Genomic DNA, 13888 nt, shown 5'->3' on the forward strand with positions numbered 1-13888 from the left:
TCCTTCAAGCGGCGATGAAGCCATGCCGCCGCAGGATCGTGGCGCATTCTGGGCGTTGCAACGCCTCGAACAACCGCCGTGCCGGGTCCGGCGCGCCGGACCGGACGCAGGCGCAGATTTCGGTCGGAAGAGCGATCTCCGGCGGCAGGGGCAGTATCTTTGCGCCGGGCAGGGCCTCGGCGATCCGGCCGGCCGTGGTCGCATAGGCGATCAGCATATCGGCCTTGCGGCTGCACAGGGCCTCCACCGCCGGGCTGCGCGGTGGGGCGGGACCATCGGGCAGCGCCGCACCGTAAAGGCTGACGCAGCGATCGCGCAGGCCGCGCCAGCGGAAAGGATCGGTTGCGATCAGCCGGTCAAGGAAAGCTGCCGTATAGTCGCCGCTTGGATCGGCGCCGGGGGTGGACATGCCGATGCGCCAGCGCGGATCGGCCAGCAGGGCGCGGGCGCTGTTTCGCGACGTTTCGACATCCGGATGCACCACCAGCACCATCCGGTTGCGGCCGATGGTCCTGGGTTGTCCATATAGACCCTTGCGCCACAGTTCCGCCGGTCCCTGCGGACTGGCCGAGACGAAGACATCGGCCGGCATGCCCTTCAGGATTTCCTGGGTCAGCAGTCCGGCGGGGCCGGACCGCAGGCGGACGGCATGGCCGGCTTCCGAAGCGAACCGATCAGCAAACTCCGACAGGGCAGGCGCGAGGCTGCCCGCGCTGGCAAGGATGATCTCCGGCATTCTGGTCCTGTGCCTTTCGGTTGGATATGTTTGACTGAACATATCGAATCACATGCACTCAATAGACCTTCTGGGGGAACCGATGTCGAAGCTTGATCGCTGCCTGATCTCGTCGCTTGCATTCGCGCTGGCCGTCGGCCTTGCGGCGCCCGTGCTGGCCGAGCGCAGCTTCACCGACCAGATCGGGAATGATGTCACCCTTCCCGACACCATCAAGCGCGCCGTCATCCTACAGCACCAGACGCTGAACATCGCCGTGCAGCTTGACGCGCAGGACCAGATCGTCGGCGTGCTGGAGGAATGGAAAAAGCAGCTCGGCCCCGGTTTCCTCCGGCTGGCGCCAGGGATCGAGACCCTGGGCACGCCCGGCGGCCTGACCAGCGTGAACATCGAAGAGCTTCTGGCGCTCAAGCCCGATGTGGTCTTCGTCACCAATTATGCTCCCGCCGAGATGCGCGGGCAGATCGAGGCGGTCGGCTTGCCGGTGGTCGCGATCTCGCTGCTGGAAGTGCCGCCCGAGGAGGCGGTGAAGCAAAGCCCCGAGGTGGCGGGCGACGAGGCCACGGCCTATGACAACGGCTTTCGTCAGGGCGTGCGGCTGATCGCCGACATCCTCGGCAAGGCCGAGGCGGGCGAGGAACTGATCGCCGCGGCGACGGAATCGCGGGCGCTGGTCGCGGAGCGGCTGGCGGATGTGGCACAGGGCGGCCGCGTCCGATCCTACATGGCGAACCCGGACCTGACCACCTATGGCACCGGCAAATATACCGGACTGATGATGGATTATGCCGGCGCGAAGAACGTCGCGGCAGAGTCGATCCATGGCTACAAGCAGGTGACGATGGAGGAGATCCTTGGCTGGAACCCGCAGGTGATCTTCGTGCAGGACCGCTATCCCGCGGTGGTGGACGAGATCAGGACCGGCGCGGCCTGGCAGCCGATCGACGCGGTCAAGAACGGCCGGGTCTGGCTGATGCCGGAATATGCCAAGGCCTGGGGCTATCCGATGCCCGAGGCCATGGCACTGGGCGAATTGTGGATGGCCAAGACGCTTTATCCCAAGCGGTTCGAGGACATCGACATGGATGCCCGCGCCGATGCCTATTACCAGCGCTTCTACCGCGTGCCCTACCAGCCGTGAACCCGGCGCGGCGCGAGAGGCGCATCCTCTGGGCGCTGGCGGCGCTGCTGGCCGCCAGCGCCATCACCTCGCTGGGGATCGGCCGCTTCGACATCCCGCCGGGGCGGGTGGTGCGCATCCTGCTGTCGCCATGGCTGCCCCCCGCCGAGCCGGTCGCGCCGGTGGAATGGAGCGTCGTCGTCGTGGTCCGCCTGCCGCGCGTGCTGATGGCGGTGCTGGCAGGCTCGGGGCTTGCGCTGGCCGGGGCAACCTTGCAGGGCCTGTTCCGCAACCCGCTGGTCGGGCCGCAGGTGGTGGGCGTCTCCTCGGGCGCGGCCTTCGGCGGCACGCTGGCGATCCTTGCCGGCTGGCAGCAACTGGGGCTGGTGGGGGCAGCCTTCGTCTTCGGCCTCTCGGCACTGGTGCTGGTCTGGCTGCTGAGCGCGGCGGTCTCGCGCGGCAATATCCTGGTGCTGGTGCTGGCGGGGGTCGTGGTCTCGGGCTTCTTCGGCGCGCTGGTGAGCCTGGTGCAGTTCATGGCCGACAGCCAGGACACGCTGCCGGTGATCGTCTTCTGGCTCTTGGGTAGCTTCGCCACCGCCGATGCGGGCAAGGCGCTGCTGCTGGCCGGGCCGGTCATCGCCTGTGGGATGGTGCTGCTGGCCCTGCGCTGGCGGATCAACATCCTGTCGATGGGCGACGAGGATGCCCGCGCCCTGGGCGTGCCGGTCGCCGGGCTGCGCTGGCTGCTGCTGGTGCTGACGGCGATGATCGTCTCGGCGCAGGTGGCGGTTTCCGGGATGATCGGCTGGGTCGGGCTGGTGGTGCCGCATCTGGCGCGGATGCTGGTCGGTGCGGATCACCAGGTGCTGCTGCCTGCCTCGGCGCTGATGGGCGGCACGTTCCTGCTGCTGGTGGACGATGCGGCGCGCGGCATCAGCGCCTCGGAAATCCCGCTGGGCGTCCTGACCGCCCTGATCGGCACGCCGATGTTCGCGCTGCTGCTGTGGCGGATGCGGGAAAGGCGGACGGATGGCTAAACCGCTGATCCTTGCCGAAGGCGCGGGCCATTCCTGGGACGCAAGGCGCTGGCAGTTCCGCGACCTGGATTTCGCCGTCCAGCCGGGCGAGGTCATGGCCGTGCTGGGCCCCAACGGCTGCGGCAAGTCCACCTTGCTGCGGGTGACGGCAGGGCTGCGCGCAGCCTCGCGGGGTCGCGTCACGGTGACGGGCAGGACGGCGCTGGTGCCGCAGGACTTCGCCCGCGCCTTTCCCTACCGGGTCATCGACATGGTGCTGATGGGTCGGGCCCGCCATATCGGACTGCTGCGGATGCCGGGAAGGCAGGACCGCGAGGCCGCGATGGAGGCGCTTTCCGTCATCGGTCTGGCTGATCTGGCCGGGGCGCATTTCGACGCGCTGTCGGGCGGCCAGCGCCAGATGGTGCTGATCACCCGCGCCATCGTCGCCGAGCCCGCGGCACTGCTGCTGGACGAACCGGCCTCGGCGCTGGACCTCGGCAATCAGGATCAAGTGCTGGCGCTGGCGCGTAGGCTGGCGGATCGCGGGCTGGCGGTGATGATGACCACGCACCAGCCCAATCACGCGCTGGCCATCGCCGACAAGGCGCTGCTGATGCTGCCCGATGCGGCGCCCGTCTTCGGCCCCTGCCCCGAGATCCTGACCGAAGACCGCATCGCCACGCTCTACGGATTGCCGGTGAGGATCGTCGGGATCCAGAACGGCAGTCGCGCGCATCGGGCGGTGGTGCCGCTTTACGGTGATCGCCCGCAGCCCTCCGGGAGGGCCTGACAAATCGTCATGCCCACAGGAACATGCCCATTTTGACAGGCAAGCCGGGGGTGGCGCCGCGCCCAAGCCGGGGTTTTCCCGTTCCAGGCATGTCGGCGGCAGGCTCTGCCGGCTTCGACGCGGGCCGGGCGTTCATCGGCCGCCCCTGCTCGTGTCGGGCGGGGCGGTCCATGCCGCCCGCGCCCCGCCAAGGTTATTGCGCCGGACTGATGCGCGCAATGCGGTCACCCCGCGCGTCGTTCTCGCCGCGCGACTTGTTGGTGGCGTAGATGCCGCTTTCCAGCACGCGCACCTGGTTGGGAAGACTGCCGCCATCGAGGTTGGCGACGATCTTGCCCTCCGGGTCGACCACGGTCAGCGTATCCGATCCGCGAACCGCCACATAGGCCAGCCGGCTGTCCGAATCGAAGCTGACGCTCAGCGGGTTGGCCCCGACCTCGATGTCATGAAGGATCTCGCCGGTTTCCTCCTTGACGATCAGCAGGTTGTCGCTGTCCTGGCCGACGACGAAAATCAGCCCCTCCTGTCGATCATAGGCCGCATCCGACCCGGCCAGCAGGTTTTTCAGCGCCAGGACGCGAACCGCGCCGCTGTTCAGGTCGACCACAGCCACCTCGGGCGTGCTGATGCTGACCGCGAACAGCTTGCCCGCCGCCTCATCCACCTGGACGCTGCGGACGCCGAACGTCTCCCGGCGGATGGTCGAGGCGATCTGGATCGGGTCCAGCGGCTCAAGCGTGGCGGTGTCGAAGACCGCGACATAAGGCTCGAAGCTGGTGCTGAAATAGGCGCGGCCGCGGGCCTCGTCCACAACAACGTCGCGGGGGTGGGCGACCGAACCGGCGTCGAACTGCTTGACCAGCGACAGGTCATCCTGCTTGTAGACGGCGGCGCTGTTCTGGCGGGTCACGCTGACCCAGACATTGCCGTTCACGTCATCCACATCCACGCCATAAACGGCGAAGACCCCGCCATCGCTGCCATCGGCGCCGGCCGGCGCGGCGGGCGGGGTGATCGAGGCCACGACCTCAAGCGTCTTCGGGTCAAGCTTGCTCACGGAGGATTCGGCGACTGGCGGGCGGCCCACGGCGGCGGTCACGAACAGCGCATCGGATTTCGGGCTGTAGGCGACCTGATAAAGCCCGCGTGTCACCGGCTTGCTTTCGATAGTGAACTTCTCCTCGCCCGACAGCGGGATCTGGGGCGAGACCTTCATTTCCACCACCGTGGCAGCGGCTGGGTTCTCGGCGATGGCCACGATGGGCTGAACGCCGGTCGCGGCTGCGCTGTCCACGGTCAGGTTGAAGCTGATCTTGCCCTCGGCATCGACGGTCAGCGGGCCGTCGGCGCTTAGCACGGTATTGCCCCGCATCAGCGTGATCCGCTGGCCGGGGATCAGGTCCTCGCCGCTGATGGTGACTTCGGTGCCGGGATAGATCGAAGCGCCGCGCTCGCTGGCATCGGCGCTGATCGAGCCGGCGAACACATCCGAGGTAGGGGTGAAAATGCTGTCGGCCAGCACCGGCCCGGCGGCAAGGCCAAGCGCCAGCAGCGAGGTCCCCAGCAGCGTGCGGGTTCGGTGACGCGGGTTCGTGATCATGCGGATCTCCTTGGGATTGGGAAGTTAAGGGCGCGGCCGGCGATCCGGTCTGGCTTCGGTCCTGCGCAGCAATATATTCCCGATTATAATTGTCAACAATTTCCATGCCATTGGCGAGGCACTTCCTTGGCTGGCTCTGAACGACCGCGCCAGGCCATTGAGGTCTGTTGATGTCGGTGTTTTCCCGACGATCAACCGGCCCGCCATCCAAGACAGGATGATGGCGGGCCGGCCCATGATCAGAAGCGGCCGGTCAGGTTAAGCGAGACGCGGCGCCCCTCGCCGTGATAGTTGCCCGATCCGACGCTGCCCGCGATCTCGTAATAGGTCTTGTCGAACAGGTTATCGACATTCAGCACGGCGGTGAAATTGTCGTTGATCCGATAACCGGCCCGAGCCGAGACCACGCCATAACCCGGCGCCTTGACCCGGTTGGTATCATCCGCGTCGGTGGTCGAACCCTTGAACTTGCCCGAAAAGCGCAGCCCGCCGCCCAGGCTCAGCCCGTCCAGGCTGCCCGAGGTAAAGTTGTAATTCGTCCAGATATTGCCCGAATGCTTCGCCGTGCCGATGGCCACGCCCTGAACCGAATCGTCCTTGATATATTTGGCGTCGATATAGGCATAGCCGATACCGATGTCCCAGCCCGGCCGGATTTCACCGACCAGCGACAGTTCGGCGCCGCGGCTGCGGGTCTCGCCGGTGGCGACGCGGAAGGGGCTGCTGCCCAGATAGGGGTGATCGGGATCGGTATCCTCGCGGGCGCGGTTCTGCTCCTTGATCTCGAAGATCGAGGCCGTGGCCAGCGCCAGCCCGCCGAAGACATCGGCCTTGATACCGATTTCCCTCTGCGTGCCGGTGACGTTCGGCAGCAGGACACCATCCTCGGCGGCATGCGCCTCGCCCGACTCCCATGCCGGGTTCCAGCCATAGCTGGACGTATTGGCGGTGAACATGCGCGAGAACTGCGCATAGGCGGTGATCTCGGGGGTCACGTCATAGACAACGCCCAGCGAGGGGGTGAACTCGCCCTTCGCCGTCCAATCGCCGTCCGAGGTCTTCAGCCAGGTGAAGCGTCCTCCGACCGGAAAGCGCAGCCGATCCGTCGCGTTGATCGTGATCTGGCCGAACAGGTTGTATTTCTCGCTTGGCGTGCCTTTCGCCTCCAGGGCCTCCATCGGCCCGATCGGCAGCGGCCCGCGCACATGCGAATTGGGGTTGAAGATGTCCAGGATGAACTCGTCCGCCGGATTGGCATGAAGACCATCGACGCGGCGGAACCAGCTGTTTTCCTGGGTAAATCCCAGCACGACATCATGGCTGCGCCCGAATGCATTCACCGAGCCGGTCAGCGTGGCGTCGTAGATTTCATTGTCGTTGTAATCGCTCCACCATTCCGCACCGAAGCACTGGCGGCCATCGGGATTGGCGCGGTCGATGCCGGTGCTGATATAGCCTATATCCGCGTTCGGCCCGCTGCAAATGCCGCTGCGGGCGACGGCATAGATCGAGGGATGCTCGGACGAGCCCTTGCGAAAGGACAGCTTGCCGCTCCAACGGTCGTTGAACTTGTGTTCCAGGTCCAGGTTCAGCCAGTTCGCGCGGAACTTGTAAAGGTTCCAGTCCTGCGTCGGCGTGGTGCCCTTTGGAAAGTCGATCAGCCCGCCATCGCTATAGGCCGGCAGCGCCTGGCGGAAGCTGCGGACGGAATCCTCGCGCTGGTGCCAATAGCCCAGCCGGAAGGTGGTGCGGTCGGTCAGGTCGAATTCGGTCACGCCATAGACCGACAGCCGGTCGAAACGTTCCGGGTGGGCGGTCAGGTCCCGATCTTCCCAGGAGCCCACGACCCGCGCCCGCAGCCGGCCGTCCATCGCGGGGGCGAAGTTGTAATCCATCGTGATCAGCTTTGAGGACGGATCGCCGGCGCCCAGCTTGAATTCCAGCGATTCCGCGTCGCGCGGCCGCTTGAAGGTATAGTTGATCGTCCCGCCGGGCGAGCCGCTGCCGGCAAACAGCGATGCGGGGCCCTTCAGGATCTCGACCTGCTCGAAGGGGGTCAGGTCGGCGCTGGTGCGGCCGACGAAACTGCCCACCGAAATCCCGTCGATGGCGCTTTGCGCGCTGTAGCCCCGCACGCGGGTAAAGCCTTCGTTGCCGGTCACGTCGACACCCGGCGAGCTTTGCAGCAGGTCCAGGTTCGAGCGGATGTTCTGGTCCGAGATGCGCTTGGCCGTCACCGAGGTAATGGTCTGGGCGACATGCTTGGGATCGGTGGCGACCCGGCCGATGGTGCTGTCGGCGCGATAGGCGGTCTCGGCATCGCCGGTCCCGGTCAACACGACGGTATCCAGCGTGACGACACCGCTTGCGTCTGTATCCTCTGCCGCGGTCTGCGCATGCCCGGCATAGGCGGACAGCGACAGGACCATCCCCATCGCGGTGGTCGTCGAAACGATATGCGTCCGTGTTCTTCGCATAGGTTGATACCCTTTCAATTGACTAAAATGAGCATCCTGGCTAATTGCCACTGCGTGGCAGGGCAGGCCGAAAACCCGGCTACCGGCTTGGTGCTTATGGTGATGTTTGGCTAAGCGACCCCTTGGGACGCAAAAAACGCGCGCGGTCCCAGGATCATGCTAAAGCTTATGTGCTATTGCACTAATCTATTGGAAAAGTCAGTCGCCACGGCCTTTTACCGGAACCGACCGGGTGATCTGTGTCCCGCTGGCCACAGTTTCGTGATCACCGCAAGCTTGACGACATGCCGCCCCTTTCCCGCAAGGTCAGGCGCATATCCGTATGGGTGTTATTGTTAAAACAAACTCTCCTTTTACGATAATAACTCCCCTGCCCTTCCCGCTGTCCCAAGCCTGGAAGCTTTGCCGAAATCGGCGGTTGAGGCGCCCCCTGAAGCCGGATGCTCGGGCATTTATCCCGGCCACGCCCCCTGCCCCGCTGCAATCGGCAGCCCGCATCACGATGACCGCCCTCTGGGGCCGCTTATTCTTCACGCCTTATTCTTCATGACCCCAAGCGCATCGCCTCTTTGCGGATCGGCCATGCCGTTCTTTTGGGGCCTGCCTGGATACCCTTTGCAAGGGACGCCTGCACCCTGCCCGTCCGCTGCGACACCTTGCGCCCAAGGCTGGGCCAAAGACCCAAGCCGCATGACCAGACCATCGGCGCGCCTGCTTGCTACAGCCCTATGCCAAGCTTGCCAGGCGGCGGTCATGATCGGTTAGCCGCCTTGGTGCGAAGTTGACAGCTGTCAACTTTCTTTGACCGTCAAACTGTCCTCCGCGTCACGGCCCTGCCCTGACCCCACAATGCACCGGGGTTCAGTCCTAGCCGCAACCGATACTGGTCGCGAGCCCCGGCATTAGCACGCTGGCGCGGATTCGGTGCGCAGCAGCGCCATCACCATCGGTCCCGGATTGAAATCACCCGAACTGGCCTTGGTCGCCAAATGCCGCAGGTATCCCGCTGGGCGTGAAATACTGGTCAGGCGCTGCATTATGCAGGCCAGCGTCACCGAGGCGCATTCGCGGCCCATTGCGCCGCAAGCCTGTGCCCAGACCTGTTCCGGGATCCCCAGCATTGGGTGCAGGAAATCGCAAAGATGGGTCAGATCGCGCCAGCTACGGATGCTTTCCTGGGCGTAAACCTGAATCTCGGGGGTTGCTTTCAACACGATTTCCAGGGGCAGGTTGGCCGGAGCTTGGGCAATCGCCGTTTCTTCGCCAGATTCAGATTCAAGATATTCTGGGTTTGAATTCTGTTGGTGCCGCTCATTTTGGGCGTCATTGCCGCTTGGTTCCTGTGCTTCATGGGGCAATTGGGACCGTATATCGGCCAGCAATTCGCGCGAGGCCGCGATCAGGCGGTGCAGCAGATCGGCGTCCGGCTTGCGGCGCAGGCCGCGCTGCGTCAAGGCCAGGGCGTCGCTTAGACGGTCCCAATTGCCGGGAAGCTGTTGCTGGCCCCAGGCGATCAGCTTGGCGGCATCGCGCAGCAGCAGCACGGCTTCCTCGCGCAATAGGCGCAGGCTTGTTGCGGCCTCATGCGCGATCTGGGCATTCCGCGCGATGGTCCCGGCTTGGGCCAGCAGGGGCCGCAGGTCGAAACCGAATGCCTGCTTCGCGCCCGAGACCGTGCGCCGGGCAAAGCGTTTGCCGTTGGGACTGTCGCGGCGCAGGATCAGCCCGGCATTGACCAGCCCGGCCAGGTGCCGGCGTAGCGTGCTTTCCGCCATGCCATGCGCGCGTTCGGACAGCGAGGCGTTCGATGGGTAAACCACCAGCGCCGCATCATCCTGTAGCGCGCGCTGCGGATGAAAGCTTAGAAGCGCCGAAAGCACGGCAAGATCGCGGTCGCTGATGCCATAGCTTTTGCGGGCGGCGGTCAGGTCGCGCAGCAGGTGCCATTTGTCCACTGCGGCCAGCGGGGCAGGGCTGCCCGCAAGCGCATGACTTGCCAACAGGCCAGCCGTCACCGGCTGCCGCCCAAAGGGCGTCATTGAAATGTGCTGCATGTGATTTCACGCGGACAAAAATCAGCCATCGCCTGGAAAAGACGCTGTTGACAGCTGTCAACATTTGCCGCTAAATTCGAGGTGCTAGATCGAAAGAGCGGCCCTTCGGGATGTCATGTCCTGGGGGGCTTCTTTTTTGCCGTAATCGTGCCTCCTGTGATGGTTTCAGCCTGTCATTCGCCGTTCTGGCCCTTTTCTTTCAGCCAGTTACGATGAATCTCTTCAAGATTGCGGGCCAGCCAGTCGCCGAATTCGCGGTCGTCGCCGGCCAGTTCGATCACCGTCTTTCGGCCGCTGCCGCGGATTTCGGCGATGCGCCTGCCAGCGGGATCGGTGACTTCGCGCGGGGCGGGCGCGGGGCGGCGGGCAGGGGCCGTCGCGATGAAAACCGCCTCGAACCGCTCATCCGAACTGCTCCCCCGAGCCGAGGCGACCGTCGCCTCCAGGTCCCGGTCCCGCACCCGCTGCGCCAGGGCCAGCCAGCGGTCACGCCCGACCGATGGCGCACTGCCGATCGCGGCGATCAGCTTTTGCGGCAGGTTGTCCGCCACGGTCAGCATCCGCGACAGCACGGTCTTGTCGATCATCAGCGCGTCGCAGACCACTTTGCGCTCATAGCCCTGGCGGGTCATGGCCTGCGCGAAAAGCGCCTTCTCGATAAAGGACAGATCCTTGCGGGCGCTGTTTTCCTGGCCCTGCGCGATCACCAGCGCGCGGTCGTCAAGGTGACGGACCATGGCCTTGACCGGCTGGCCAAGCGCCTTCAGCGCCGCGACCCGGCGCCGGCCATAGACCACCTCGTAGCGGCCCTCGATGTTGGGGTGATGGCGCAACAGCACCGGCACCTGCTGGCCGTATTCGCGGATGGATTCCTTCAGCGCCTCGATGCCCTCGGCATCCTGGTCCAGCCGGTCGCGCAGGCCGGCATTGTCGATCATGTCGGCTGGCACGTCGCTGATCGCGCGGCGCTTCAGATCGTCGATCCCGCGCGACACGGCGCCGATGGCGCCACGGCTATAGCGGGGCAGGGCGGCCGCCTCTTCCTCGGGGGCGGGGCTTGCGGCCTGCATCAGGCCCTTGAGCAGATCCTTGCGTGCCATCAGTCACCCTTTCCCGTGCCGTTGCGGCCCCATGCCTGTTGGATCAATGACTCGATTTCGCCGTTGACCGCGTTCAGGCTTTCCATCGCCCGCTCGTATGTCGAACGGGTGAATGCGGATTTTTCAACCTCATAGAGCGTCTGCTTGGTGATGCCCGCATCCGAGATCGCAGTGGATTTCAGCACCGGATGGTTCAGGACGTTTTCCCCGAACAACGAGCGCATGAAGCTGACCATCTGGTTCTGCGGCCCATCGCCGGGCTCATAGCGGGTGACGACATAACGCATCCAGTCATAGTTCATATCCGCGCCCGCATCCGCGACCACCCCCAGCAGGTTCGAGGTCATCAGCAGGAACTGGCACATCGACATCACGTCCAGCATCTGCGGATGCACCGTCACCAGGATGGCGGTGGCGGCCGACAGCGCCGACATGGTCAGGAACCCCAGTTGCGGCGGGCAATCGATCACCACCACGTCATAATCAGCTTCGACCTCGGCCAGAGCGTCACCGATCCTGGTAAAGAAAATCTTACCGCTGCGTTCGATGATCGCGCGCGGCGTCTCGTGCTCATATTCCATCAGCTCAAGATTGCCGGGAATCAGGTCGAGATTGGTGAAATAGGTCTTCTGGATGATGCTGCTGATCGGCACCGGATCGGCGTAGCGGATCGCGTCATAGATGGTGCCGCCGTTTTCCAGGTCGAATTCGGGCTGCACGCCATGCAGCGCCGAAAGGCTGGCTTGCGGGTCAAGGTCGATGGCCAGCACCCGATAGCCGTCCAGCGCCAGCTTCTGCGCAAGATGCGCGGCGGTCGTGGTCTTGCCCGAGCCGCCCTTGAAATTGATGACGGTGATGACCTGCAAATGGTCGTTCCCGCGCCGGCCAGGCAGATAGGTTCCGGGGGATTTCGCACCCTTTTCAAGCATTTCGCGCAGCGCCTGAATGTCTTCGGGCGTGTAATAGCGTCGGCCGCCGGCGCGGGTTTCCGGGCTGGGACCGCGGCCTTCCAGGTCCAGTTTGCGCAGATAGGCGTCCTTGACGCCCAGAAGCTCGGCGACCTCGCCGCTGGTGAACTTGCGCAATTGCCGCTTGGCATCGGGCGGGAATAGCTGGGCGCGATGCGCTTGCAGCCGGCTGGAAAGCGCAAGGGCATGTTCCCCCACGAGCTTGTCGATGCGAGTCTTTCGCTGCATCCTGTCCTCATCGCCTGCGGCCGGTTGTTACGCTTTCGACCGTCTTATTCTGTTTGTTCCGTAATTAAATGCGCGACAGCGGCGATTCTGACAAGAAGTTTTTCGAAATCCGCCGGCTGCGGCCGGTCTCGCGGCGCTCAGAAGCCCTGATACAGGAAGTCCAGCGCCCTTATGATATGCGCGGACCGGGGGGAAAGCGAGCCGGCCGGTTGGCGCAACAGGCTGGCCGGCACGGCGGAAAGGAACTGCGTCACCATCACATGCGGCTGTTGCAGGATGTCGAAGACCGGGTTCAGGATCGCCGCCGGCCGGGGCGCCCGCGCCACCGGCATCAGCGGCACCACCACGCGCGTGTTCAGCCCGTCCAGCAGGTCGGCCTGCACGTCCAGCAGATAGCCGGGGCTGCCGGGCGCAGGATAGAACTGGAACCGCGCCATCAGAACGGGCGATGCGGCGCCAATGGAAGGCCGTTTTCCTCGACCCAGGCGTTCGAGGCGGCAAGGGCCGGGGCGTTGTCGCGGCGCCATTCCTCGCTTTGCGCCTTGCGCACGGCATCGCGCAGCCCGGCCTCGGCGGCGCGTGACAGGTTGATGCCAAGCGCGCGGGCCTGGGCCAGCAATGCCGGGTCCAGCGACAGGTTCGCGGGTTTGCGCGGGCTTTCGGGGGCAGGGGGCATGGCGCATCCTTGGGTTATACGCATATGCTATGCGCATGAGGACTGCGTGGCAAGGCGCGGCCCGTTGCCTGCCCAAGACCCTGGCGGGGTTTGCGCCGCACCGCCGCAGGACGCGGCGAGGGCTTTCGCCAGGGTCGCGCTAGCCCGCGTCGAACTGGCTTGCCGCGGGGTTTTCGGCGATCTCGACATCGGCATAGTATTTCTGCGCCTGCTGCGGCGAGCGGTGCAGCGACAGCTTCATCGCCGCTTGCAGCGGCGCCCCGTCCCGCGCCGCCTGGGTCAGGAAGCCTGAGCGCAGCCCGTGCGGCGAGGCGAAGCCTGCGGGCAGGCCGGCATCGCGCAGCAGCCGGCGCAGGATCTCGGACACTCCGGCGGCGGAAAGCCGGTTGCGGCCGATGGTGTCGTGGCGGGTGATGCGGCGAAACAGCGGCCCTGTGGTCAGCCCGGCGGCGTCGATCCAGGCCGTCACCGCGTGCGCCGGCGTGCCTTGCAGCACCAGGCGCGGCGTATCGCCCCTTGTCGTGGTCTTGGTGCCGGGCAGGCGCAGCCGGATCAGGCCCTTTGCCGCGAGGTCCGTCAGATCCAGATCCTCGACATCGAGGGCGACGATCTCGGACCGCCGCCTTCCGCCCGATGCCCAGCCCAGGCAGAGCAGGGCGCGGTCGCGCAGCCCGCGCAGACCGGGGCCGGACACGTCGAGCAGTTGGCGCAGCACATCGCGGGTGACCGGATGGGCGGATTTCGGGGCCGGGATCCGATCGGCCGCCTTGCGGGCCTTCTGCCGGGCCTGGCGCAGGATCGGCGCCTCGAAGGGTGAGGCCAGGTTGCGCATGCGGTGGAACGCCCGCCACGACGCGATGCGGCGGTCGAGCGTCGAGGGGGCAGGGCAGGCGAGCCCGCGGCGCAACCCGGCCCCGATCAGCGACTCTGCCGCCAGCCGGGCGGGATCGTCCTCCGCCGCTTCGGCCAGATCGCGGCTGTGATCGAGCACGAAGGCCAGCGCCACCTCCTCGCGCTCGGGCCAGCCCGGCCCGGCGCCGAAGCGCGCCTGCCGCCAGGCCACGATATAGCCGAGATCGCTTTCCCAGGCCCTGAGCGTGTTCGCCGGCGTGCCGCG

The 13888-nt window shown here is 65.6% G+C and carries 12 protein-coding genes; 3 read left to right on the forward strand and 9 right to left on the reverse strand.

Annotation, left to right across the window (positions count from 1 at the left end; translation table 11 throughout):
* Nucleotides 1-4: 4 nt before the first annotated feature.
* Nucleotides 5-736 (reverse strand): substrate-binding domain-containing protein, encoded by a 732-nt coding sequence (locus QM682_RS11340; RefSeq protein ID WP_415129774.1) that lies wholly within the window; start codon nt 734-736, stop codon nt 5-7.
* Between the two features lie 82 nt (nt 737-818).
* Between QM682_RS11340 and QM682_RS11345 the strand changes: the two genes are divergently transcribed.
* The 3 genes from QM682_RS11345 to QM682_RS11355 are packed head-to-tail and all read left to right on the forward strand — an operon-like array spanning nt 819 to nt 3668.
* Complete coding sequence (locus QM682_RS11345) at nt 819-1877, forward strand: ABC transporter substrate-binding protein (protein WP_415129776.1); 1059 nt, start codon at nt 819-821, stop codon at nt 1875-1877.
* Nucleotides 1874-2896, forward strand: a complete 1023-nt coding sequence (locus tag QM682_RS11350; RefSeq protein WP_415129778.1) for a FecCD family ABC transporter permease — start codon at nt 1874-1876, stop codon at nt 2894-2896. Before QM682_RS11345 ends, QM682_RS11350 begins: the two co-directional genes overlap by 4 nt.
* Nucleotides 2889-3668 carry an ABC transporter ATP-binding protein gene (locus QM682_RS11355; protein WP_415129780.1) on the forward strand — a complete coding sequence of 260 codons (780 nt, stop codon included), beginning with the start codon at nt 2889-2891 and terminating at the stop codon, nt 3666-3668. The genes QM682_RS11350 and QM682_RS11355 overlap by 8 nt, the downstream gene beginning before the upstream one ends.
* Nucleotides 3669-3861: 193 nt before the next feature.
* On the opposite strand, the gene QM682_RS11360 is transcribed toward QM682_RS11355, so the two are convergent.
* The 8 genes from QM682_RS11360 to QM682_RS11395 all read right to left on the reverse strand — a co-directional run.
* Nucleotides 3862-5268, reverse strand: coding sequence for a YncE family protein (locus tag QM682_RS11360; protein WP_415129782.1), 1407 nt, complete (start codon nt 5266-5268; stop codon nt 3862-3864).
* 239 nt (nt 5269-5507) lie between these two features.
* Nucleotides 5508-7745, reverse strand: coding sequence for a TonB-dependent siderophore receptor (locus QM682_RS11365; protein ID WP_415129784.1), 2238 nt, complete (start codon nt 7743-7745; stop codon nt 5508-5510).
* 902 nt (nt 7746-8647) lie between these two features.
* Nucleotides 8648-9799 carry a plasmid replication protein RepC gene (repC, locus tag QM682_RS11370; protein WP_415129786.1) on the reverse strand — a complete coding sequence of 384 codons (1152 nt, stop codon included), beginning with the start codon at nt 9797-9799 and terminating at the stop codon, nt 8648-8650.
* A 173-nt stretch (nt 9800-9972) separates the two neighbouring features.
* Nucleotides 9973-10899 carry a plasmid partitioning protein RepB gene (gene repB / locus QM682_RS11375; RefSeq protein ID WP_415129788.1) on the reverse strand — a complete coding sequence of 309 codons (927 nt, stop codon included), beginning with the start codon at nt 10897-10899 and terminating at the stop codon, nt 9973-9975.
* The gene (gene repA, locus QM682_RS11380) at nt 10899-12095 is read right to left on the reverse strand and encodes a plasmid partitioning protein RepA (RefSeq protein ID WP_415129790.1); all 1197 of its coding nucleotides are present in this window, start codon (nt 12093-12095) and stop codon (nt 10899-10901) included. The genes repB and repA overlap by 1 nt, the downstream gene beginning before the upstream one ends.
* A gap of 137 nt (nt 12096-12232) precedes the next feature.
* Nucleotides 12233-12532, reverse strand: coding sequence for a CcdB family protein (locus QM682_RS11385; RefSeq protein ID WP_415129792.1), 300 nt, complete (start codon nt 12530-12532; stop codon nt 12233-12235).
* Nucleotides 12532-12771 carry a type II toxin-antitoxin system CcdA family antitoxin gene (locus QM682_RS11390; protein WP_415129794.1) on the reverse strand — a complete coding sequence of 80 codons (240 nt, stop codon included), beginning with the start codon at nt 12769-12771 and terminating at the stop codon, nt 12532-12534. Before QM682_RS11390 ends, QM682_RS11385 begins: the two co-directional genes overlap by 1 nt.
* 139 nt (nt 12772-12910) lie before the next feature.
* Nucleotides 12911-13888: tyrosine-type recombinase/integrase (locus QM682_RS11395; RefSeq protein WP_415129796.1), on the reverse strand; the 978-nt coding region annotated here is incomplete at its 5' end.

The organism is Paracoccus sp. (in: a-proteobacteria) (assembly GCF_047605025.1).
GTDB lineage: Bacteria > Pseudomonadota > Alphaproteobacteria > Rhodobacterales > Rhodobacteraceae > Paracoccus.